The sequence below is a fragment of the Halomonas sp. AOP12-B1-6 genome, from assembly GCF_052379225.1.
Taxonomy (GTDB): Bacteria; Pseudomonadota; Gammaproteobacteria; order Pseudomonadales; family Halomonadaceae; genus Vreelandella; species Vreelandella casei.
The window spans coordinates 232962-254724 of the sequence record NZ_JBQSYK010000003.1 but is presented as its reverse complement, the minus strand read 5'-3'; the positions used below and the strand labels follow the sequence as shown (position 1 = coordinate 254724).

Sequence of the window (21763 nt, the reverse complement as noted above, 5' to 3'; positions counted from 1 at the left end):
ATGTGAGGTGCAGCATCCTGCTGGATAGGCTGTTCGGAAAAGAGAGCGATCAACTGCTTATTGGACGCTCTCTTTTCTCGTTTTTAGGAGCTCTACCGTATGCGTGTATTTTCCAATCCCGTCGGTGCAGGCTCTCTTTGGTTCGACAACCTCGCGACTGCTGATGGTACTCCTGTTGCTTATGATCCCCAGGCAAGGGCCTTTGTGCCCATGCCGCCTTTCTGTATCAATCGAGAGATCATCGGCTGTAATTGGATTGCACCTAAAAAAGGTGCTTTTTGCCGCTCTTGTGCGATGACGGCGCTAGCACCAGACCCCAAACTTCCCGATGCGATGGCTAACTGGGCGAAAACGGAAGCAGCAAAACGCTGGGTGCTGGATAACCTAGGTCGCTGGCACTGGTTTCGCCCTGAAGACGCAGGCGCACCGCCGGTTTTTCATTTGTTAGCCGAAGGGAAGACACCGGTGCCCATGGGGCACATAGAAGGGGTGGTGACCATCAGCGTGGCAGAGGTAGACCCTGTATTGGTTACAACGCGTCGTGAGGCATTAGACGAGCCGTATCGCACGATGATCGGCCACATGCGCCATGAAATATCGCACATGCTCTGGTGGCGGCTTAGTCTGCGAGAAGATTTTCTTGATGCCTTCCGCAAAACCTTCGGTGACGAGCGCCAAGACTATACGGCTGCGCTTCAGCGCCACTACAAGGAAGGCCCTCCCTCGAACTGGAAGGAAAGCTTCCTGACCACCTATGCTTCTGCGCACCCTCATGAAGACTGGGCTGAAACGGCTGCACATCTTCTGCATTTAACCGATATAGCCGATAGCTTTGCTGCATCCAATCTTTCTTCCCCGGAGCTCCCTAGCCATCAGTGGGAGCCATATGCAGAGCCGAATGCTGAGCGTTTGATTTACGTGGCAGCGGGGCTCACTGTCGGCGTTAATCATGTAAATCGCTCTATGGGTTTGCCCGATCTTTATCCCTTTGTGCTTTCAGAAGCCGCCCGACATAAGCTTGCTTTCGTCCATGAGTGGCTGCGTCGAGGTGCGCTGGGACTATAAGCGTATTTTTAGCAGCATTAGCTAGCTTGATTGAAACTGCTGAGCCTTACGGCCAGCAGTTCCTTAAGCTGTGGATCTAAGGCTTGCCTAATGTACGAATAAAATGGCATTAGATCTTTGTGCATTGTTTCTTCAGCTTTAGCGTGATCGATGTAGAAAGCATTGCGCTTACCATGCATTTCGATAGTTTCTCCCACTTTCGTAAACTTAAAGCCAGACATAGAAAGGAGCCGTGGAAGTCGTGGCTCCATCATGGCAAAGACATGTCGCTTGTTCATTAGACCTACAAGCGAGTATGTTGAAAGAAATAACGCAATGACGATTAAGCGAAATGTTTTTCTTTCTGCATTAGTAAATTGATAGTCGATATCATTGAAGTCCAGCGTCTCATATTTAATGGCTTTATGGCGAAACGCCCTGGCAATAGCAAAACGTGATATTTCACAAATACTGTTATAGGGCAGCTTTGCTGGATGTAACGTTTTATGGGGTAAGTGTTGCTCGCCAAAATCTTGTAGAGGGAGCCGTTTTATATTGGCGTTAGTACAGGGGGCGGGGAGCACTAGACGAAGACAGCCAGCCGCTAGCCCTGAACGACGATGCTCTATCAAACAGTGAATTGAATGAGCATCGTGAATGTCCAGCTCAAGGTTGTTACTCGATGATTCAGGTGCTTGATAGCCAATTTCCTGACAATAAACGTCATGACGAAGTTTGTATATTCGGCGCTTTTCAATGTTCGTAATGGCTATTTTGAAATTAAAATCATTTTTAAAAGAAGCGAAAAAATCATAAGCGGTAGTGCTGCTATTCCCCTTTTGTTGATTTTTTTCCATCAATGATTTTCCTTGGCTAATAGAGTTGTTAATATAAATTAAGAAAAGCGCTGGTCTAATTTAAATATTTATCTGATGGTGGCAAGTCAGAGAAAGCATTGCCAATGGCGACTGGCTGACCAAGATAGAATCCCTGACCATAAGTGATGCCATAGGATTTTAATAACGGTAACAAAGCTTCTTGATCGACGAATTCAGCGATAGTTTGCTTTCCAAAACCTTTGGCTATGTCAGCAATAGCACGCACAATCACGCGGCTATCGGGGTTGGTCAGCAAGCTGTGAATAAAAGAGCCATCAATCTTGATGTAATCAATGGGCAACTGCCCTAAATAATGGAGGCTGCTGAAGCCGATGCCAAAGTCATCTAGCGCGATGCGACACCCCAGCTCACGTACGGATTGTAAAACGCCACGTGCCGTCGAGAAGTCGGTCACAGCCACTGTTTCAGTTACTTCCAAAATAAGATGATGAGGGTCTGCGCCGCTAGCCGCCAGCTCGTCTGAAAGATACTGCTTTAGTTCCTCGTCGTGTAGTGACTGGCCTGAAAGGTTAACCGCCAAGGTAATGCCGCGTTTCTGCAGTTGACTAAGGGCCTTCAAGCTTTGACGTAATACCCAGCGGTCAATGAGTACGATTTGACCGCTTTGTTCGGCAACGGGAATAAAATGTGCTGGTGAAATTAGACTGCCGTCGATATCACGCATACGTAGCAACACCTCATGGTGTTTCACGTCGCTATCTTCCAAGCGCATAATCGGCTGTACCATCAGCTCGAAGCTGTTTTCTTCAAGCGCGTTGCGTATGCGCTCAACCCAGTAGACCCGCTCCTTGAGCTCGTCTTTGGCATTCTCCGCTTGGGAAAGTAAGTGCCAATGCTGAAGGCCATTTTCCTTGGCTTTGTACATCGCGACATCTGCACTGGCCATCATGTCCGCGGGCGTATGGCCATGCATTGGGAAGAGGGCAATGCCGATACTGGCGGTAACACGATGACGCCGTTCTCCTGCGGTGAAACCGAGATTTTCAAGCAGTTGCACGATATATTGCGCGATCTTGACGCTTTGTTCTGCGTTGGTATCTTCTAGCAGCAGAGCAAACTCATCACCACCTAAGCGGGCAACAACGCCATGTCGACCAAGGTTATGAAAGAGAGTCTTGGCCACTTTGCGTAGCAGCTGGTCGCCCACATGGTGCCCACTAAGCTCGTTAATTTCTTTAAATTGATCTAAGTCCAACAGCAGCACAGCACCGTTAGCGTGCATAGTGCGTTCCATGGCAGCTTGCAGCGAATTTTGGAAATAACGACGATTATACAGCTCGGTGAGAGGATCTCGTTCGGCCAGCCAAGTTAAACGCGCCTCGGCAGCCTTGCGCTTCGTTATATCAAGCCCCACCGATATTCTTGACGGTTGCTCGTTGCTGCCAGCCTGCAATGGAGCGTGATACCACACGATGGTATGCAGGCTCTGGTCTGGCATTAGCAGCGTTTTTTCTTCTTGCTGAGAAACGTTTGGCGTATGGGCTGTTGAACTGCCAGCTTCAAAGATGTCACTAAAATTGCGTCCGAGTAAGGACCGTTCATCGAGTCCTAGCATCAACTGAGAGTATTCATTGACCAAACTGATACGTCCTGTGATGTCCTGAGCCACGATGAACACCTGAGCCGTATTCAACAGGCTGTTAACGAAGTCACGTTCCTTTGCTAGTTCTTCAATACGCTCCGCTAGTTGTTCGCCACGCTCCTGAACTTGCGTCTCTAATGTTTCGAGTTGATGGGAAAGTGCCAGTGTTGTGCTTTCTAGCACGTCAATTTCGTCAGGAAGACGCCGCTGTCTTTCGGGAATGGCGGAACGTATATCGCTGAACTTGCCTCGTGCCAGTGTCGGCAGAAGCCCTGCCACTCGACGTAGCCGAGCCATGGGGCCAAGGAGTATGAATAACAGCAGTAACTCCGCTAAAATCCAACCAAGGACGCCAACGAACAGCAGGGTGCGCGTGTCCTGATTAATCGTATCAATTTGTTCAGTGATATCGGATATCAATAAGAAGTAGCTGTTATTAATAATATCGGCATCTTCTTCCATATTGACGGCACTTAATTCTAAACTTCTCCCATCACTTTCAAAAATGGCCGGCGCTTCTAAAAGGCTAGGTAACGACAAAGTCTGTGCGGCCTGTTGTAAGAGTGCCAAGCTATATTCTTGACGCGTTAGCGCTGTGATACGACCATTCCAGCGTTCTAAATAGCGTTCATCGGCAATATCGCGCTGATCATCCGCCCCTGTGACGACCAGTGCCACTTCACTACCTGAAACCTCGTTGGCCTCCCTGGTCACATCGGCTAATGATCGGGTTAATACGAGCATGCCGACGCTTTCACCCTCGACTAATACAGGCACCGCAGCAAACTGCTGACAACTGGTTGAGCACCGCAATGTGGTGAGCGGTATCTCGGTATTGATCACACGCCTGACCCAACTCAATATGGGCAACTGGCTTTCGCTTGCCCCCATTCCCCAGCTGCCTAGAACTTGACCGTGGGTGTCCATCACCAGAACTTCATCAATGCCCGCTTCAAGTTGTAGCGCGGGCCATTGCGAATTTAATGCTTGCCCGACCGTTTCTGAATCCCCCGCTTGCAGTGGAGGCCCCAGGCTTGAAGAGGCCGCCGTTAACCCCGCTAATTGGCGAAGATTTTCTGATGAGTGCTGTAGGGCTAAACGAATTTCACGCTGTTGGCGTTCATGGTGTTGGTCTCGGCTCTCCTTAAACTGGCGAGTTAAATTGTCGTGGCCTAGGACGGTAAACAACGTCACTAGTGCCAGAAGCAGTAAGCTGCTTAGCGTAATGACACGCCAAGTTAGGCTGAGTCGATGAGATTTGTGAATAGGAACAGTGGTTTTGATCACATTCAGCTTCCTAACCTAGTGAGCATGACGTCAGAAACGAAGCGATAGTTGGAATAAGAGCATATTCCAACGACGGCTAGTCTGTGATGAGTCAGGGTTATCTCGGATAGGTAGCCAGCCAGTGCCATCGACATGGTGGTACTCGCCTGCCAGCATTATTCTTGGATGCGGGGTCCACTGAAGGCCAAACGTCAGGTCATCTGCAAATTGGGTGTGGGCTGGAATGGCACCACCGGTGCTTTGTTCAAACGACCGCCCTCTACGATCATCGCGATTATTGGTCAAGCTGTCATACCGAGCTAACCATTGCCAGTTACTGGCAAACCGACGCGTGTATTGGATATACCAGCTTTCTCCAATGACATCATTAACCCAGGGGTTTTCTACCCCGCCAAGTTTGGTTGATCTAAGCGCGAACTCGCCGGTCAAACTCCAAAGCTCTTCGTTGTATTGCAAGGACAAGATAGCGGGGCGGAAGCGGAATGCGACATCAGACTGCAGCGGCGTACCTGAGTCAAAGCGCGCTTTTGCCTGTGCAGCACTCAACGCTGCAACAATACGGCCGCCGTCATGCTCATAACGAATCTGCCCAATAGCAGACTGTTTAGCGTCCAAACTACCTGGCACATTTTCTAGTCGCAGGGCGCTTTGTAAATCGTCACCCGCTTGAGCCTGGCCAATCCCTACTTGAGTACGTATCACGCCAGCAGATAATCGTGCCTCGTGATAAAGGCTTATGCCATCACCGGAAAGCGCTAACGACCGCGTACGATCAAAATAAATGGATTGGGGCAATAATATACTTGGGCGAGTAAAGGCTACGTCGCGTGTCTGATTATAAAATCCTAACGGGTTTTTAAAGCGTCCTACCTGAACACCCAGCGTGTGTTTTTGGTCGGAGATTAGCTGGTAATCAATGAGACCGTAATCGAGCACGGGGCTTGCATCGCCAATATCGCCACCTGCTCGTCGGCTGAGTACCTGGGCAGCCATCAGCACATTTTGATGCGGGCGTAATGATGCATTCAGGCCTACTTCAGTAAATTCCAGGCTGCCTTCATTATGGCTACTAGGGCCAAAGAAGTTGTTATCGTCAGTCACGATCAGCGCTTGGCTAAGAAAACCATGCACCTGGAAAGTATCCAGAATGTCCTCGTTGCTCTGGCTTGGAACGGGAAATACCAAGGCCAGTGCAGCGACTAGTGCCGCGATTGTGCGGTACTCATTCCATCGAAATGACTTGGACACTATCATCCAGATACTCCCTTTCAAGATAGCCAATGGCGCCGGGCGTTGTTGCAACGCGCTGGCGCATCTCCTCCTGATCGCGTACAGAGCTAGGAGCCTGTCCGGTGCCTGAAAATACCATTCGGTCCCAGGCCAGCTGTAGCTGATGTGGGTAAACGGCCAAATGTTCTTTAGCAAAGCGGGCATGCACAGGGTCGTTATTATTCAATACAAAGACTCGCACAGCTTGCCCGCTTGGCCATGTGCGTTGACGCATGGCGAAAATAGCGCGGGTGGCATCAGTATTGAGTCCGCGAGTAGCAACATCTGGGTGTGCAACCAGAAAAATAGGTGCTTCCCGCGCCATGGCAGTAGTGCTCATAAACGTGATGCACACCATTAAAACAGTGGTAATCACTGTTAATAACGCTATCCGCGCGATGAAGCGAGTCAAGAAAGATGATGGCATTGGTATACTGGCGGCTTGAGAAACGCCAGGATCATGCACCATACAGGTTCTGACTGCACTTTATATGAGTATGATTGTATGGCGATCTCCCTTTTTAGCTTTTTTTAAATATCGTTTTTTATGTCGCGCGCTTAGGGTATAACGAAATGATAAGCCTCAGAAAAACACCGCTGTGTCGTTGTTACGGAATATACGCAAACACTACATCAATTCAAGAAAAATAACAGGAAGTTATGTCAATGATAGACGATCAGGCATGGTGGAGGCTGTGGGGTTGACTCAACGGATAGCCAAAGCTCATTCACGCACATAACCGATTGAAATTTTTTAGAATTACACCTGTAGGCACTGCTCTGACCCGCTATTGCATTTTGCCTGCGGCAGTATCTACCTAAAATGCTTTTAGTTAGCGGTTAGCTGTCTATGTGACACTGCAATAAAGCCCCTCTAAATAGGACGATCCACCATGTTCACCGGCCTAAGTGCGTTTCCGCTAACCCCTATGAATGAAAAGGGTATCAAAGAGCGTGAGCTAATATGTTTAGTGGAGCACTTAGCCAACGCTGGGGTGGACTCCATTGGCGTGCTGGGATCGACCGGCAGCTACGTTTATTTAAGCCAAGAAGAGCGAGCGCGTGTGGCCCAGCTTAGCGTGGAAAGCGCAGCCAGTGTGCCTGTTGTGGTGGGTATTGGTGCACTACGTACCCGCGATGTGTTGGCCAATGCAGAAAACGCCCAGAAAGCAGGTGCCAGCGGGGTGCTGCTAGCTCCTGTTTCCTACCAAAAGCTTACCGATAATGAAGTATTTGATCTTTATGAAACGGTTTGCCGTTCGCTGAGTGTGCCGCTTTGCGTCTATGACAACCCTGGCACTACCCATTTTGAATTTAGCGATGAACTGCATGGCCGTATTGCTCAGCTATCGCAGGTACATTCAATAAAAATTCCGCCCGTTGCGGATGAGGTAGAAGTAGCTCGCGCCCGCGTCGAGCGGCTGCGTAAGTTGATTCCTGACGGTGTCACCATAGGCATCAGCGGCGATGCGGTGGCAGGAGTAGGATTACGGGCAGGCTGTGATGCCTGGTACTCCGTTTTTGGCGGGTTGTTTCCCCAACAGGCGCTGGCCATTACAGGTGCCGCTCAAAAAGGGGACATGCAGCTTATTCAAACGCTTTCGGAAGCTCTTGAACTGCTATGGGCACTTTACCGCGACTATGGAGGCAGTTTGCGAGTGGCGGCGACCATTGCTGAGATAACCGGCAAAGCGAGCCAGCCCTGTTTGCCGCAGCCACTTAAAACGCTGCAAGGCGACGATCGGAAAAGAGTGGAGCACGTGTTGGAGCAGCTTGGCTTAGCATAAACCTGCGTAACAAAAACGCCCGGTCAATACCGGGCGTCATGACAACGAATGGAACGCTTAGTCCACAAGCTCAAGCAGGCGATCAGGATAGTTAGTGAACAGACCGTTCACGCCCATTTCCATTAAGCGCTCCATCTCATCGGTTTCATTGATGGTATAGACGTGCACCTGTAGATCGTTTTCATTGGCTTGACGAATAAAGTCAGCGTCAATGACTTGCTCACCTTCGTAAATGAAGTTAGTGCCAATACCCGCTGCGTAATCCGCGATATTCTGGAAATCTTCATCAGTGATGTCTTGTGGCCCCGGCGTTACGCCGGTCCATTCCACAAGGCGCGAATTATCGTCGTCGCTGGGGTAGTACCACACCAGTTGAATGAGCGGCACGTTCTCGTTTAATGCGTGTACTTTCAGCAAGCTATCTTGTTCGAAAGACTGTATCAACACGCGACCACTTTCAATCATGTCGTGCTCTTCAAACGTGGCGACCAAGGCTTCTTCTAAGCCCGGATTCAACTGAGGCGACTTGGTTTCCAGGTAGTAGCGGGCATCGTGGCCAAAGCGTTCAAACACCTCATCAAGCGTGAGTATTTGAGTGCCTTCAAACGCTTCATCGGCTTGAGCTGGATAGGCTTCGTTAAACCATGAGCCGGTGTCCAATGCCTTAAGTTCTGCCAGGGTGTGCTCGTTAATACCGCCTTCGCCGTTGCTGGCGCGGCTGATATCGTCATCGTGAAAGGCCACCAATTCGCCATCGGATGTGATTTGGACATCGAATTCTAAATAATCAGCACCCCATTCGTGGGCGAGTTCCAGCGCCGCCATGCTGCTCTCCGGCGCATGTCCGCTGGCGCCACGGTGAGCAATTACTTGAAATGTCTCAAGATCCTTTAGCTGCTGCTCCAGTGGCGCGGTATCGGCTAGGGCGCTACCTGAGGCAAGCGTGACTGCTAAGAGGCCCAGGGGGAGCGAGGCAGTTAATGGATGGTGTTGCATAGAAGCTCCTAAGTTGAATGTTTGTTCAGTAACCTTACACGGGTGCAGCGAATCAAGCCAAGAGAGGGCCGTGCTGAGCCTTGTGTTGAAAGTTGAATAAAAGGCTCTTTGGGTTCAATGATTAAAGTCCGTTTACGCACAAAGAACCGCTAGGCTTTATAGTCGCTACGCGTATTTAAAACCTGGCGCCGAGACGCAGTAATGATCACAACACCACGATGGTTATCGACGAGCATCAGTTTTCTAATAGCACTGCTGGTAGGCGTATTACTGGGCAGCGTAGTCCAAACCCAGATCAACCTTGCCGCGCTTCAGGGCATGGGAGTACAGATACCTGCAATGCTTGACACCACCGTTAATGATTTACTCACCTTTGCACCCCTCTACGCGCTGTTGTTCTCCGTAGGCTTTATATTTTCTCAAACAGCAGCAGTGCGGCTCTCACGCTGGTCAGGCGGCAGGTTCCAGGCGTTACTTAGCGCTGGCGCCGCAGCGGTACTGATGACGCCGTTCAAGGCGTACCCAGGCACCGTGTCACCTTGTCACCGGTGCTGGCGCGGACGCCCTCTATCGCCCCATCCGGTATGGCGCTTTACACCGGCGAGCTGTTTCCCGAGTGGCAAGGTGATCTGTTAGTCGGTGCTCTTGTTAATCAAGAAGTACGCCGGGTGCGCCTATCTGATGACGGCTCACATGCGGACGATATAGAAGGCCTTTTTGGCGAACGGGAAGAACGCATTGGAGATGTGCGCGTTTGGCCCTGAAGGCGCAATTTATCTACTGACCGACAGCCCGGAAGGCCTGTTGTTACGCGTCACGCCAGTGGAGTAGAAGGCCGGCCAGCCGTCAATTTTTAAGCGCTATCACGTGTCTCTTATAACGTTGAATTACTGCGTCCAGAGGCATCGATCACCGCATAATGTACGCCTTGCTGTTGTTCGGTTGAGAGGTTCTGGTATGAACAGCTAAATAGTCGCCGTGCGTACTGCTCAAAAAGGTCGGCAATGCTCGGCGGTGTGCTTTTAATTTGCTTAGCCGTCGCCAATCCCGTCACGCTTGTTAAGTTTCTATACTTAGCCATAAGCTGGTTGCGCATTGCATAGCAGTGCTCCGCTGCTTCAAGCGAGTTGATTCGACCTACTGAAAGGTCCACTTTAGCGGCTGAGGAAACACGCTGAATATCGGCTATATAACATGCTCGGGTATGAGCATCGTTAATAGCTGCAACATTGGTATGGCGTTTTGCCTTAATCATCGTTGTCTCCAGGTGCTTGATCATTATGGCGTTACCATCTCAAGCTCTCGCTTAAGCCATGTCGCAAGTGATTCGCTGTGGCGATGGTGGATGTTGTGAGCATTGGTTGGCACAGGTAGCCATAGGCAGAGCCTGGCGGGAGTTTCGATACCTCCCCAGGGCGCCACAAGCCTGCCACTTCTCAAGTCATCTTCCACTAATAGCCGCGGCGCAATAGCGATACCCAGTCCGGCCACTGCTGCTTCCATTAAGTAGTACAGATGATCAAATCCTTGGCCTTTGCTTAGCGCCTGCTCAAGCTGCGCCAGCTCAAGCCCATGAGCGTTGGCCCATTGTGGCCAGGCTTGGGGGCGAGAGGCGGTGTACAGCAGCTTGGTTGAGAAGAGCGTCTCGGGCCGTTTTGCATCAAGCTGGGCTGCTAACTCTGGGCTTGCCACGGCGCAGATATGTTCCGCCATGAGCTCGATAATCTCAATATCTGCGGGCCAAGGCGGTGTGGAAAATGCCAGCGTGGCACTGGCGTTTGCCTGCTTGCCAGGCTGCTCGGTTTCACTCACAACCACTTGAAGCTTCAACTGAGGGAGTGCTTCGTGAAGCCGATCCAAGCGGGGTATGAGCCACCGCGCCAGCAAGCTGCCTGGGCAGGCGAGTGTGAAGGGCTGTTGTTCCACTTCATTCTTGAGTACTGCACAACTATCGCGAAGGCGAGAAAATGCTTCACCAACACCGCTTTGTAGCCGCTCGCCATGCTGAGTAAGCACAATGCCACGGCCTGCTTTGACGAAAAGCGAGACGCCAAAATGTTCATCTAAACTTTTTAACTGGCGACTAACGGCGCCGTGGGTAACGCTTAGTTCCTCAGCAGCGGCCGTCACACTACCCAGCCGGGCCGTGGCTTCAAAGGCGCGCAGGGCGCTAAGCGGTGGCATGCTATGTTGCATGGTATGTCCTGCTGACAGTTGACCTGAGATCACGTATTGCTGATATCTTATCGATTTTTATCTCCCCCTGCCTGCGTTACTTTCACTGCACTGTTTTTACTGAACGGTTTTTACTGAACGGTTTTCACTGAACTGTTTTTACTGAACTGTTTGATAACGCATTCAGAGGTCGTGATGAATCAACCTGTAGACGTATCCAAGAGCCTGCCCGATGCCAACGGCCTGTTTGGCAGCTTCGGCGGCCGTTTTGTCGCCGAAACACTAATGCCGCTGATTTTAGAGCTGCAAGATGAGTATTCCACCGCTAAAAATGATCCTGAATTCCAGCGCCAGCTGGCCTATTTTCAGAGCGATTATGTGGGGCGGCCAAGCCCGCTCTACTTCGCTGAGCGGCTGACCGAGCACTTCGGCGGCGCCAGCATTTATCTTAAGCGTGAAGAGCTTAACCATACCGGCGCGCACAAGATCAACAACTGCATCGGTCAGGTGCTGCTTGCCAAGCAGATGGGTAAAAAGCGCATTATTGCCGAAACCGGCGCAGGCATGCATGGCGTGGCCACGGCCACGGTGGCGGCGCGTTTTGGCCTTTCATGCGTGATTTACATGGGTACCACCGACATCGAACGCCAGCAGCCTAACGTTTTCCGTATGAAGCTATTGGGGGCCGAGGTAATACCGGTGACTTCTGGCACCGGCACGTTAAAAGACGCCATGAACGAAGCACTGCGTGACTGGGTCACCAACGTTGACGATACCTTCTACATTATTGGCACCGTTGCTGGGCCCCATCCATACCCTGCCATGGTGCGCGACTTCCAAGCCGTGATTGGCCACGAAACCCGCACGCAAATGCTCGAGAAGCAGGGTCGTCTACCCGATTCGCTGGTGGCCTGTATTGGCGGTGGTTCAAACGCGATGGGCCTGTTTCACCCGTTCCTTGATGACACTGGCGTAAAGATGATTGGTGTAGAAGCCGGTGGCAAGGGGGTTAAGAGCGGCCTGCATGCGGCTAGCCTCAACGGCGGCACTCCCGGCGTGCTTCACGGCAATCGTACCTATCTGCTGCAAAACGAAGATGGCCAGATTAGCGATGCCCACTCGATTTCCGCCGGGCTGGATTACCCCGGCATTGGGCCAGAGCACGCCTGGCTGCACGAGCAGGGGCGCGTAGAGTACGTTTCCGCTACCGACGATGAAGCGCTGGAAGCCTTTCAGGTTTGCTGCCGCCAGGAGGGCATTATTCCTGCCCTGGAAACCGCCCACGCCTTAGCAGAAGTGGCCAAGCGCGCACCCACGCTGCCCCGTGATCACTTAATGGTGGTGAATTTAAGCGGCCGTGGCGACAAAGACATGATGAGCGTGGCCCATTATTTAGGAGATAAGTTCAAATGAGCGCAGCACAGGACAACGCGATGAGCGATGCCACGCACAAGGTTTCACGTCTTGAAGGCTGCTTCGCTAAGCTCAAGCAAGCCAACCGCCCCGCGCTGGTGAGCTATCTTACGGCCGGTGACCCGGACGCCGATACCTCGCGCCGCCTGCTACACGGTTTGCCAGCCGCTGGGGTGGATGTAATCGAACTGGGGATGCCGTTCAGCGACCCCATGGCCGATGGCCCCGCGATTCAAAAAGCCGCGCTGCGTGCCCTGAATAACGGCCAAACCCAAGTCAAAACACTGGAAATGGTGCGCCGCTTTCGGGAAGAAAACAGCACCACACCGATTGTATTGATGGGCTACTACAACCCTATTTATTGCTACGGCGTTGAGCGCTTTCTTGCCGATGCCGTACGCGCCGGGGTGGATGGCCTGATTGTGGTTGACCTGCCCCCAGAGCATGATGACGAACTCTGCCAGCCAGCGGCTAAGCACGGCATTGATTTTATCCGCTTGGCCACGCCGACCACCGATGCCAAGCGGCTGCCCAACGTGCTGGCTAACGCGTCAGGATTTATCTACTACGTCTCAGTGGCGGGCGTGACCGGCGGCAGTGCCCCCACGCCGGAGCGTTTAGAGCGCGCCGTTGCCGATCTGCGCGAACACACTGAACTTCCTATTGCCGTTGGCTTTGGCATTCGCACGCCAGCGCAGGCCGCCGCCATTGGCCGCTACAGCGATGCGGTGGTGGTGGGCTCCGCGCTGGTCGACTGTATCGAACACGCTAATACGCCCGACGAAGCTGTTCAGCGGGTACACGACCTAGTGAGTGAACTGGCCGCAAGCACCAGGGCGTGCCGGATGGTCAATGAGCTGCTGAGTGATTAAACGATGCCGCCATTAGCGCGCAGCGTTTGACCGTTGACCCAGCCACCCTCAGGAGAGGCAAGGAACGCCACCACATGGGCGATATCGTCAGGCGTGGCGAGGCGCTCAAGTGGTGGCATCTTGGACATACGCTCAATCAATTCGTCAGATTTTCCATCCAGGAATAAAGAGGTGGCGGTGGGGCCGGGGGCAACCGCATTAACGGTAATTGAACGGCCACGCAGCTCTTTGGCGAGAATCGCGGTCAATGTTTCGACAGCCGCTTTGGTCGCAGCGTAAATACCGTAAGTTTCAAGCTTTAAGCCCACCACGCTGGTCGAAAGGTTGATGATTCGCCCACTGTCTCTCAGGCGGTTAGCTGCTTCTCGCATGGTGTTGATCGAGCCTTTCAGGTTGGTATCGATCTGCTTATCAATCCAGCTATCGTCCGTCTGTGCCAACGGCGCAAGCTTCATGATACCGGCATTGTTCACCAGTACGTCGATATGGCCGAAATCAGCCTCTATGCGTTCAAACATCTGGCGTACCGCTTCGGAATCTGCAATGTCTGCTTGTAGCGCTAGTGCTTTGCCTCCCGTGGACTCGATATCATTCACCACACTTTCTGCGGCAGCGGTATTACCGGCATAGTTAACGATGACCGCGAAGCCATCTTGAGCCAGGCGTGTTGAAATGGCGGCACCAATGCCACGAGAGCCACCTGTTACCAGCGCTACTTTTGGGTCAGCCATTATTTTTCTCCATCTTTATGTAAGTAAAAATTAGTGCCTCGTGGATGACGCGCGGATAAGCACAGAAAGCTTGGTATGGCATGCGGTCATGCTAAATTAGTCGTCATTGCTTGCTGATAGATTAATAATAGTACGCCCATGAAAAGGATTCGGGCATTCGAATAAGATTAGCCAGGGTTTAAATAGCCGATTTATCTCCAGCGGCTTAAGAGTCTGGTTTTCTAGTAGCGAGGTACAAACAAGTGGCTTTTTCAGATTTAGAAAGAGATGCTCTTTTGAGCGTGAAGGGTGTTGGCCCCACCGTCATTAAACGTTTTGAAGAGATTGGTATCGATTCATTCAGTGATCTTGCCGTCCACCGTGCCGACGAGATAGCCGAAATGGTTGCATCCATGCTGCAAACAACTTGCTGGAAAAATAGCCCACAAGCAAAGTCAGCTATTGCCGCCGCCATTGCAAGAGCGCAGCAAGGGTTATAAGTCCAGCCATGTGAAGAGTGATGTCTGATTTACAGCGAGTCGCCTTGTCGGTGATAACTGAATGCTTTGTTGATGAATTGATCACATGCTTGCATGTGAGGCATGTCGACATGAAGCCCCGAGGTGCCATTAATATCATTGCACCCTGAAGAATGAAAAAACAAAGGAGCAGGCAATGAATCAACACGAGAAGCTCAATTACGTCGAGTTTGCTGCGAAAGACTTGGCCGCGACAAAAGCTTTTTTCTCAGCGGCATTTGGTTGGGCGTTTGTCGATTACGGCCCTGAATACACCGCGTTTTCCAACCAAGGGCTCGATGGCGGTTTCTATCAAGCGCAGGCCTGTAACCAAACCTCAAGCGGCGGTGCACTGCTGGTTTTCTATAGCACGGATATTGACGCAACGCTCAACAACGTTGAGAAGAGCGGCGGTGAGATCACGCGGCCTGTTTTCGAGTTTCCCGGCGGCTGCCGTTTTCACTTTCAGGAACCCAGTGGCAACGAGTTTGCGGTTTGGTCAGAGGCACGCAACTAGCGCATAGCTAAAAGTTGATTGTTACGGGCCAATGGATATTGAACATGGTGAACTCGATAGTAACCAGCCAAGTTAGGTCGCCGTAAAAGTGATAGAAGTGATAGAAGTGATAGAAGTGATAGAAGTGATAGAAGTGATAGGGGTGAGAGGCGCCCACACATCCCATGGCGCTAATCAAAAGATAACAGCGAGAAGCGCCCCAGCCAGGGCGCTTTTTTTATAGCTGTTTGCAAGCTAGCGACAATACTTACGCAGCGATATTAATCCCATATATTCAAAATAAGAATATTAAATATTTTTTTTATTCTTTTTTGAAACTCCATATTGCACTAAAATGGTGCTCTTTCTGAGCCGGGCCGCTGGGTGCCTGCTGCCTCGTTAGGCTACCAATAGGAATGTCATCATGAGTGAGCAAGCAAGTGATCAGGAGGGGGTGCACTTCAAACGCAGCATGCAGACGCGCCATTTGGTGATGCTCTCTTTGGGGGGTGTGATTGGCACCGGGCTATTTTTAAGTTCCGGTTATACCGTGCAGCAGGCAGGGCCTATCGGTGCAGTATTGGCCTACTTGGTGGGCGGCATTATCGCGTGGCTGGTGATGATGTGTCTCGGCGAACTGGCTGTGCATATGCCGGAGTCGGGGGCTTTCAGCGCCCATGCCAGCCGTTATATCGGCCCCGGCACCGGCTATATGGTGGCTTGGATGTACTGGCTCACCTGGACGGTGGCGTTGGGGTCAGAGTTTACCGCCGCGGCGGTTTTTATGGGGCGCTGGTTTCCCGATATCCCCGGCTGGTACTGGAGTGGCCTATTTGCGGCGATAGTCTTTGGCGTCAATGCGTTTACCACTCGCTTCTTTGCCGAGTCTGAATTCTGGCTCTCATTGATCAAAGTGATTGCAGTAGTGGTATTTGTATTGGTGGGCGCGATAGCGATTATTGGCTGGGTGCCGCTGCATAATGAGGCGGGTGTTGAGGTTGCCTCGCCGGGTCTCTCGGCACTATGGGGAGAAGGCGCCATGCCGCCCAGCCTGATGGCCATTGGCACCACCTTGCTAGCGGTGATGTTTGCCTTTTCCGGCACCGAACTAATTGGGATTGCCGCCGGTGAAACCGTCGACCCGGCTCGGAATGTGCCCAAAGCCATTCGCGCGACACTATGGCGATTGATCCTGTTTTTCGTGGGCACCATCGTCGTGATTGCAGCGCTATTACCTCAGGATCAGGCTGGGCTCAGTCAAAGCCCTTTTGTGGCCGTCTTTCAGCGGCTCGGTGTGCCGGGCGCCGCCGATATTATGAATTTTGTGATCATTACCGCGCTGCTGTCAGCGGCCAACTCTGGGCTTTATGCCTCCTCACGCATGCTATGGACGCTCTCGGATCAAGGCACCTTGCCAAAATCGTTGAGCCGACTCAATAAGCGCGGCATTCCGATGAATGCCGTATTACTCAGCATGGTCGGTGGCCTGGGGGCGCTGTTTTCCAGCATTTATGCCGCTGAGAGCGTTTATCTGGTGTTAGTTTCGATTTCCGGTTTGGCCGTGGTGGTAGTGTGGATGGCCATTGCCCTTAGCCAGTTTAATTTCCGCCGCCATTACCTGCGTGAAGGCGGGCGGCTGGAAGATTTGTTGTATCGCACGCCGTTCTACCCCTGGGTGCCGTTAATCGCATTTGCGGCCTGTTTGGCAGCGTGCATTGGCATCGCCTTTGACCCACAGCAGCGCGTGGCGCTCTATTTCGGTGTGCCCTTTATTGCCCTGTGCTATCTGGTGCATTTTGTGCGCCACCGTGGAGCTGCTGATCGTTCCGCGACGTCAAACAGCGCTGTGAAGTCACGCCCTTAAGGAAACGTCCCTATGAGTGAATTGAATCCGATCAACGCCCTGTTGGCAGAAGTGCCCTTTATAGTCATCGACGGTGCCTTGGCCACTGAGCTGGAAGCGCTAGGCTGTGATTTAAATGACACACTCTGGTCGGCGCGCTTGCTGGCCCAGGCTCCGGAGAAAATCCGTCAGGTTCATCAGGCGTATTTTGAAGCCGGGGCCGACTGTGCCATTACCGCCAGCTATCAGGCCACAGTGCCGGGTTTTATGCAGGCGGGGATGACGGAAGAAAAGGCGCGAGCGTTGATTCAGCTATCGGTCACGCTGGCGCAAGAAGCGCGAGATGCGGTCTGGCAGCCCGGCCAAACCGACCGGCCCAAGCCATTGGTAGCCGCATCCGTGGGCCCGTATGGCGCCTATCTAGCCGACGGCAGTGAATACCGAGGCGGCTATGACCTCAATCGCGCCGAGCTGGTTGAGTTTCATCGCGAGCGTTTTACGCTGCTGTTAGACGCGGGCGCGGATCTATTGGCCGCTGAGACCTTGCCTTCCCTGGAAGAAGCGTTGGCCATTACCGATTTGCTGGCCGAGCACCCCGGCGCCCAGGCCTGGATCACGTTCTCAGCGAAGGATGGCCACCACATCAGTGACGGTACGCCAATAGCAGAGTGTGCGGCCGCTCTCGCCAACTGCCCAGGCGTGGCGGCCATCGGTGTTAACTGCACCGCGTTGGCCCACATCGAATCATTGATTCAAGAAATCCGCCGTGAATGTGATCTGCCGATATTGGTGTATCCCAACTCGGGGGAAGCGTACGACGCGGTGACTAAAACCTGGCACGCCGCCGCTTGCGAGCATGCCTCAAGCAGCCCTTCTGGCTTGGCGCAAGGGGTTGAGCGCTGGCTAGCCGCCGGGGCATCAGGCATTGGCGGATGCTGCCGAACAGCGCCCAAGGATATTCAAGCGCTGGCGCAGTGGCGGCGCGCGCGCTCAATCACCGTATGAGTCAGCGTAAGGCGTGGCTTTTCTTATGACCGCTGTGAGGGCGAAATGAGCAATAGCACTATCACTATTGGCTTGGCGCAACTGCCGGTAGCAAAAGGCGCAGTGGCTGAGAACCTTGAAACTCACCTTGCCTATATAGACCGCGCGGCCAAACAAGGCGCCGATGTGGTGGTCTTCCCTGAGCTTTCGCTGACTGGCTACGAGCTTGAACTGCTGGAGCGGCTTGCGTTACCCAAAACGTCAGGGGTATTCAGCACATTAGGCAAGGCGGCCGCCCGTCATAACATCGTGGTTATTGTGGGCTGCCCGCTGGTAAACCCAGGCCACAAACCCTACATCGGCGCCGTGATCGGTTTCCCCAGCGGAGAGTGTGAGTTTTACGCCAAGCAGCACCTGCACGACGGCGAAGATGCTTACTGCTCGGCGGGCAATGAAAGCTATCTATTCAGCGTCAACGATGCGCGCATTGCTCTGGCAGTGTGCGCCGACTTCGCCCACCCCGCGCATAGTGACGCGGCCGCCGCCCAGCATGTGGATCTCTATATCGCCAGCGCGCTGATTTCAGAGGCGGGTTATAAAGCAGATGCTGAGCTGCTTTCAGGTATCGCCCAACGCCACCAATTTCCCGTACTACTTTCCAACCACATATCCATCACGGGCGGCTGGCAAACCTGCGGTAACAGTGGCGGTTGGAACGCACAGGGCGAGCGCGTTGTCGTCGCTAACGGCTGTGAGCACGGCATAGTGCTGTGCCATCTTCTGCAAGGGAAGCTAACCAGTAGTTAAGTAGTCTCGGCGAGTGTATGAAATCGTCGATGATGAGCGTGTCGTTTACGCTGTTATTCAGTTTTCATTAATACATAATTCGCAGGCTATCCTGTCACTCATCAACAGCTAACCGCTGAGCACGTTTTGACGCCCGATTAAGAGAGCTAGCATGCACTACCGCACCATGACCATTGAAGACTACGATGCTGCCGTAACCTTATGGCGCAACACTGAAGGCGTGCGCTTGCGCGATGCGGATTCCCGTGAGGGCATCGATAAATACCTGCGGCGTAACCCCGGCCTGAGTCTTGTGGCTGAGCAGGGGGGCGATGTGGTGGGTACTATCATGGCGGGCCACGATGGCCACCGCGGCTTTATTCAGCACCTGGCAGTGGCGGCAGGCTGCCGTCAGCAGGGCATTGGGTCTGAACTAGTTAACCGCTGCCTGGATGCGTTACGGGCCGAGGGCATCCAGAAGTCGCACCTGATGCTATTGGTGGGGAACGACGCTGGTAAACGCTTTTGGAAGAACCTGGGCTGGGAGTTTAGAACCGATATTGAACTCTACTCGTTTATCCTCAGCGGCGGCCCCAATGCTTAACACTCGTGCAGGCTGCGCATCAGTCAATTTATGCACAGCCAGACTGGGCATCGTCAGCCCGTACAACAGTGCTACGCTTATTTAATAAAGAATTCCAAGGAGCGGTATGCGCCACGCTGAGCTAAACGATCACGGCACGTCAAACGACCACGATGTGCCACGCTTTACCACTCCCGCCGGTGAGATCATCGGTTGGCGGGACCGCGGCGTTATCCGTGCCACGGGCATTCGCTATGCCCGTACCCAGCGCTTTTGCGCCCCAAAAGATGAGCTGCCATCAACCGCGCCCATCCAGGCCACCGAGTGGTCGCCTTGCTCGCCGCAAAACATCATTCCCGAACTAAACGCTGTGCTGGGGATTAGCGCCCAAGAGTTCTCCGCCTGCGAAGGCGCGCTACATTTGTCGGTTACTTTGCCGGAAAGCCCCTCGGCTACGCCGCGCCCCGTGATGGTCTGGATACACGGTGGTTCTTACGTGTTTGGTGCCGGGGATCTAGCGGTGTTTGACGTACGCCCGCTTGCACTTGAGCAGGACGTGATTGTGGTATCTGTAACCTACCGGCTTGGCCTGTTAGGTTTTCTGGGCGGCTACGCTAACCGGCCCGCGAACCTGGGCTTGCTCGATATGATCTCAGCCCTACGCTGGATAAACACCAACATCGCGGCCATGGGCGGTGACCCCGCCAATATCACCCTGTTCGGACAGTCCGCCGGGGGCGACGCGGCGGCGCATCTGATGATTGCCGAAGGCACCAAGGGATTGTTCCAGCGCGCCATTATTCAAAGCGCGCCGCTGGGCATTAGCCGTGGCCGGGCAAACATGTACGCCAAGATGAGCCAACAGGCGGCCACGGTAAACGACGATGTACCGCTTGATGAGATTTTGCGCCTACAGACGCAAATAATGGAATCCGTCCGTGGTTTTGGCCTGAAAGCGGCCATGCCGTTTGGTACCCAGTACGGCCACTACCCGCTGCCTACTGAAGCCGAGGCCGGTGCGGCCTGGCGTCGCGCGGCCGCAAAGATTGACCTGTTTATGGGCTACACCGCGGAAGAGAACGCGCTGTTTGTGGTGATATCGCCCAGCCTAATGCGGCTTCGCAACACGCCCTTGGTGGGGGAGGCGCTCAGCAAGGCGATGGTGGCCGTCACCACACGCAAGGTCTACATACGCGATGCGCACACGTTTGCCCGCCGCCATGTGCAGGCGGGTGGGCGCGCTTACCTGTATCGGCTGGATTGGTGCAAGGGCCGCTACCCGTTTGGCGCCGCCCACACGATCGACCTGCCGCTGCTACTGGGCGAGCCATCCAGCTGGCAACATGCCGATTTGGTAAAAGGCGTGGACGAGGCCACCCTGCTTGAACACGGCCAGCGCATGCGTGCGCTATGGGCCGCCTTCGCCCGTAACGGCGAACTTCCGGCTACCGGCCACATTGAACCGCAGGTGCTTGAGTGGTGGGAGGTGACCTAGGCTCTGTCTGAAAAGTGCCTGCGTTCAAGAACGCATTTGCCGACTGGCACCCGGCGGCTGGCCGGTGACGCGCTTAAAAGCACGACTGAATGCCGCTTGAGAGGTATAGCCGAGTCGCTGGGCGACAACATCGATGGGCACTCTTTCGTGGGTTAACCATTGACTGGCAAGACGCATCCGCAGCTCCGTGGCATAGCGCAGGGGCGGCATGCCGATGGTGGTTTGAAAGCGTTGTGCGAAGACGGAGCGAGAGACATGAGATTCCGCCGCCAACTCTGCAACAGTCCATTCACGGCCAGGCTGGCGGTGCAGCGCCAGTATGGCGCGCGCAAGACGCGGATCACGCAATGCGGCAACCAGACCAGAGGCGTTTTCACAGCCGGACTCAATCCACCCGCGCACGATCATCGCGGCCGCCACCTCCGCGAGCCGCGCCAGAATGCCTGCAAAGCCGATTCGACCGGCGCAGATTTCGCGTTTCATTGAATCGAGAATAGGCAGTAAGCCGGGGTAGCGATCTGTCTGCGTGTCAGCCACCATGAAGGTTGGCATCAATTTACCCAGCCCCTGCATTCCGCCCAGATCGAACTCCATGCAACCGTAAAAGATAACGGCGCTGGGCGTAGAGTGCGTACTGGGGCAGGTATTGACCCCGCTAACGGCTTCGCCAAGGGGCGCGGCATCGAACTTATCGATGCTCTGAAATGACGCCTCCGCATCCGATAGAAGCTGATGTCTCCCACCTTGAGGTATAAACACAGCGCTTCCCGCGGGCAACTCATGCAACTCACCATCACCCGTACGCAAGAAGGCTGTACCAACAGCCTGGAAGTGGAAGTAGGCGTATCCTGGCTTTGCTTCGAAGCCTAGGCCGAAAACGGGGCCTGTCTGAATGCGACGGTATTGAACGCCACGCAGGCGCATACCTGTCAGCAGTTCGCTGATCAGATCAGACGATAGGGCAAATTGGTCTTTCTCTGTCATGTTAGGCGTTTCGATCAAAAAGTTGAGGTTTATGATCATA

General features: G+C 53.3%; 21 protein-coding genes. 12 read left to right on the top strand and 9 right to left on the bottom strand.

The genetic code is table 11. The features are described from left to right. Positions 1-99: 99 nt before the first annotated feature. Positions 100-1065 carry a zinc-binding metallopeptidase family protein gene (locus ACT3TR_RS10260; RefSeq protein WP_444625269.1) on the top strand — a complete coding sequence of 322 codons (966 nt, stop codon included), beginning with the start codon at positions 100-102 and terminating at the stop codon, positions 1063-1065. A gap of 17 nt (positions 1066-1082) precedes the next feature. Here ACT3TR_RS10260 and ACT3TR_RS10255 read toward each other — a convergent pair whose 3' ends face one another. Genes ACT3TR_RS10255 through ACT3TR_RS10240 form a run of 4 tightly spaced genes read right to left on the bottom strand, consistent with a single transcriptional unit; the run spans position 1083 to position 6421 of the window. Beyond that, positions 1083-1901 (bottom strand): PEP-CTERM/exosortase system-associated acyltransferase, encoded by an 819-nt coding sequence (locus tag ACT3TR_RS10255; RefSeq protein WP_444625270.1) that lies wholly within the window; start codon positions 1899-1901, stop codon positions 1083-1085. 55 nt (positions 1902-1956) lie between these two features. Continuing rightward, on the bottom strand, positions 1957-4812 hold the full coding sequence (locus tag ACT3TR_RS10250) for an EAL domain-containing protein (protein WP_444625271.1): 2856 nt from the start codon (positions 4810-4812) through the stop codon (positions 1957-1959). 30 nt (positions 4813-4842) lie between these two features. Next, positions 4843-6066: a hypothetical protein gene (locus ACT3TR_RS10245; RefSeq protein WP_444625272.1), complete on the bottom strand. Its 1224-nt coding sequence runs from the start codon at positions 6064-6066 to the stop codon at positions 4843-4845. Continuing rightward, positions 6035-6421: a hypothetical protein gene (locus tag ACT3TR_RS10240; protein ID WP_444625273.1), complete on the bottom strand. Its 387-nt coding sequence runs from the start codon at positions 6419-6421 to the stop codon at positions 6035-6037. The genes ACT3TR_RS10245 and ACT3TR_RS10240 overlap by 32 nt, the downstream gene beginning before the upstream one ends. A 553-nt stretch (positions 6422-6974) precedes the next feature. On the opposite strand from ACT3TR_RS10240, the gene ACT3TR_RS10235 reads away from it, so the two are divergent. Then, positions 6975-7868 (top strand): dihydrodipicolinate synthase family protein, encoded by an 894-nt coding sequence (locus tag ACT3TR_RS10235; RefSeq protein WP_444625274.1) that lies wholly within the window; start codon positions 6975-6977, stop codon positions 7866-7868. A gap of 57 nt (positions 7869-7925) precedes the next feature. On the opposite strand, the gene ACT3TR_RS10230 is transcribed toward ACT3TR_RS10235, so the two are convergent. Further along, positions 7926-8864: a glycerophosphodiester phosphodiesterase family protein gene (locus ACT3TR_RS10230; protein WP_444625275.1), complete on the bottom strand. Its 939-nt coding sequence runs from the start codon at positions 8862-8864 to the stop codon at positions 7926-7928. Between the two features lie 548 nt (positions 8865-9412). Between ACT3TR_RS10230 and ACT3TR_RS10225 the strand changes: the two genes are divergently transcribed. Then, on the top strand, positions 9413-9628 hold the full coding sequence (locus ACT3TR_RS10225; protein ID WP_444625396.1) for a PQQ-dependent sugar dehydrogenase: 216 nt from the start codon (positions 9413-9415) through the stop codon (positions 9626-9628). Between the two features lie 110 nt (positions 9629-9738). Here the strand turns inward: ACT3TR_RS10225 and ACT3TR_RS10220 are convergent, their stop codons facing one another. Both ACT3TR_RS10220 and ACT3TR_RS10215 read right to left on the bottom strand, forming a co-directional pair. Next, positions 9739-10119 carry a hypothetical protein gene (locus ACT3TR_RS10220; RefSeq protein ID WP_444625276.1) on the bottom strand — a complete coding sequence of 127 codons (381 nt, stop codon included), beginning with the start codon at positions 10117-10119 and terminating at the stop codon, positions 9739-9741. A gap of 23 nt (positions 10120-10142) precedes the next feature. Beyond that, the gene (locus tag ACT3TR_RS10215) at positions 10143-11060 is read right to left on the bottom strand and encodes a LysR family transcriptional regulator (RefSeq protein WP_444625277.1); all 918 of its coding nucleotides are present in this window, start codon (positions 11058-11060) and stop codon (positions 10143-10145) included. Positions 11061-11234: 174 nt separating this feature from the next. On the opposite strand from ACT3TR_RS10215, the gene trpB reads away from it, so the two are divergent. Together trpB and trpA are read left to right on the top strand one after the other, a co-directional pair. After that, complete coding sequence (trpB, locus tag ACT3TR_RS10210; RefSeq protein ID WP_444625278.1) at positions 11235-12452, top strand: tryptophan synthase subunit beta; 1218 nt, start codon at positions 11235-11237, stop codon at positions 12450-12452. Beyond that, positions 12449-13324: a tryptophan synthase subunit alpha gene (gene trpA, locus ACT3TR_RS10205; RefSeq protein ID WP_444625279.1), complete on the top strand. Its 876-nt coding sequence runs from the start codon at positions 12449-12451 to the stop codon at positions 13322-13324. Before trpB ends, trpA begins: the two co-directional genes overlap by 4 nt. On the opposite strand, the gene ACT3TR_RS10200 is transcribed toward trpA, so the two are convergent. Continuing rightward, complete coding sequence (locus tag ACT3TR_RS10200; RefSeq protein ID WP_096278864.1) at positions 13321-14055, bottom strand: SDR family oxidoreductase; 735 nt, start codon at positions 14053-14055, stop codon at positions 13321-13323. The genes trpA and ACT3TR_RS10200 overlap by 4 nt on opposite strands. A 242-nt stretch (positions 14056-14297) precedes the next feature. Between ACT3TR_RS10200 and ACT3TR_RS10195 the strand changes: the two genes are divergently transcribed. From ACT3TR_RS10195 to ACT3TR_RS10165, 7 genes are all read left to right on the top strand, one after another. Beyond that, the gene (locus ACT3TR_RS10195) at positions 14298-14534 is read left to right on the top strand and encodes a helix-hairpin-helix domain-containing protein (RefSeq protein WP_444625280.1); all 237 of its coding nucleotides are present in this window, start codon (positions 14298-14300) and stop codon (positions 14532-14534) included. A gap of 175 nt (positions 14535-14709) precedes the next feature. Then, positions 14710-15069 carry a VOC family protein gene (locus ACT3TR_RS10190; protein WP_441685208.1) on the top strand — a complete coding sequence of 120 codons (360 nt, stop codon included), beginning with the start codon at positions 14710-14712 and terminating at the stop codon, positions 15067-15069. Positions 15070-15472: 403 nt separating this feature from the next. Further along, the gene (locus ACT3TR_RS10185; protein WP_444625281.1) at positions 15473-16912 is read left to right on the top strand and encodes an amino acid permease; all 1440 of its coding nucleotides are present in this window, start codon (positions 15473-15475) and stop codon (positions 16910-16912) included. Between the two features lie 12 nt (positions 16913-16924). After that, on the top strand, positions 16925-17896 hold the full coding sequence (mmuM, locus tag ACT3TR_RS10180; RefSeq protein WP_444625282.1) for a homocysteine S-methyltransferase: 972 nt from the start codon (positions 16925-16927) through the stop codon (positions 17894-17896). A gap of 45 nt (positions 17897-17941) precedes the next feature. After that, a complete protein-coding gene (locus tag ACT3TR_RS10175; protein ID WP_444625283.1) occupies positions 17942-18682 on the top strand; it encodes a carbon-nitrogen hydrolase family protein in 741 nt (246 codons plus the stop codon). Positions 18683-18833: 151 nt separating this feature from the next. Beyond that, entirely contained in the window at positions 18834-19265 is a 432-nt protein-coding gene (locus ACT3TR_RS10170; RefSeq protein ID WP_444625284.1) for a GNAT family N-acetyltransferase, read from the top strand. A gap of 106 nt (positions 19266-19371) precedes the next feature. Further along, entirely contained in the window at positions 19372-20739 is a 1368-nt protein-coding gene (locus tag ACT3TR_RS10165) for a carboxylesterase family protein (protein WP_444625285.1), read from the top strand. Positions 20740-20763: 24 nt separating this feature from the next. Here ACT3TR_RS10165 and ACT3TR_RS10160 read toward each other — a convergent pair whose 3' ends face one another. Continuing rightward, positions 20764-21762, bottom strand: coding sequence for an AraC family transcriptional regulator (locus ACT3TR_RS10160; protein ID WP_444625286.1), 999 nt, complete (start codon positions 21760-21762; stop codon positions 20764-20766). Position 21763 lies beyond the last annotated feature (1 nt).

What these genes read in the sequence shown, in the direction of transcription:
- ACT3TR_RS10260 (WP_444625269.1), top strand. Translation starts at nt 100, where the DNA reads ATGCGTGTATTTTCCAATCCCGTCGGTGCAGGCTCTCTTTGGTTCGAC.
- ACT3TR_RS10255 (WP_444625270.1), bottom strand. Translation starts at nt 1,901, where the DNA reads ATGGAAAAAAATCAACAAAAGGGGAATAGCAGCACTACCGCTTATGAT.
- ACT3TR_RS10245 (WP_444625272.1), bottom strand. Translation starts at nt 6,066, where the DNA reads ATGATAGTGTCCAAGTCATTTCGATGGAATGAGTACCGCACAATCGCG.
- ACT3TR_RS10240 (WP_444625273.1), bottom strand. Translation starts at nt 6,421, where the DNA reads ATGAGCACTACTGCCATGGCGCGGGAAGCACCTATTTTTCTGGTTGCA.
- ACT3TR_RS10235 (WP_444625274.1), top strand. Translation starts at nt 6,975, where the DNA reads ATGTTCACCGGCCTAAGTGCGTTTCCGCTAACCCCTATGAATGAAAAG.
- ACT3TR_RS10230 (WP_444625275.1), bottom strand. Translation starts at nt 8,864, where the DNA reads ATGCAACACCATCCATTAACTGCCTCGCTCCCCCTGGGCCTCTTAGCA.
- ACT3TR_RS10220 (WP_444625276.1), bottom strand. Translation starts at nt 10,119, where the DNA reads ATGATTAAGGCAAAACGCCATACCAATGTTGCAGCTATTAACGATGCT.
- ACT3TR_RS10215 (WP_444625277.1), bottom strand. Translation starts at nt 11,060, where the DNA reads ATGCAACATAGCATGCCACCGCTTAGCGCCCTGCGCGCCTTTGAAGCC.
- trpB (WP_444625278.1), top strand. Translation starts at nt 11,235, where the DNA reads ATGAATCAACCTGTAGACGTATCCAAGAGCCTGCCCGATGCCAACGGC.
- trpA (WP_444625279.1), top strand. Translation starts at nt 12,449, where the DNA reads ATGAGCGCAGCACAGGACAACGCGATGAGCGATGCCACGCACAAGGTT.
- ACT3TR_RS10200 (WP_096278864.1), bottom strand. Translation starts at nt 14,055, where the DNA reads ATGGCTGACCCAAAAGTAGCGCTGGTAACAGGTGGCTCTCGTGGCATT.
- ACT3TR_RS10190 (WP_441685208.1), top strand. Translation starts at nt 14,710, where the DNA reads ATGAATCAACACGAGAAGCTCAATTACGTCGAGTTTGCTGCGAAAGAC.
- ACT3TR_RS10185 (WP_444625281.1), top strand. Translation starts at nt 15,473, where the DNA reads ATGAGTGAGCAAGCAAGTGATCAGGAGGGGGTGCACTTCAAACGCAGC.
- mmuM (WP_444625282.1), top strand. Translation starts at nt 16,925, where the DNA reads ATGAGTGAATTGAATCCGATCAACGCCCTGTTGGCAGAAGTGCCCTTT.
- ACT3TR_RS10175 (WP_444625283.1), top strand. Translation starts at nt 17,942, where the DNA reads ATGAGCAATAGCACTATCACTATTGGCTTGGCGCAACTGCCGGTAGCA.
- ACT3TR_RS10170 (WP_444625284.1), top strand. Translation starts at nt 18,834, where the DNA reads ATGCACTACCGCACCATGACCATTGAAGACTACGATGCTGCCGTAACC.
- ACT3TR_RS10165 (WP_444625285.1), top strand. Translation starts at nt 19,372, where the DNA reads ATGCGCCACGCTGAGCTAAACGATCACGGCACGTCAAACGACCACGAT.
- ACT3TR_RS10160 (WP_444625286.1), bottom strand. Translation starts at nt 21,762, where the DNA reads ATGATCATAAACCTCAACTTTTTGATCGAAACGCCTAACATGACAGAG.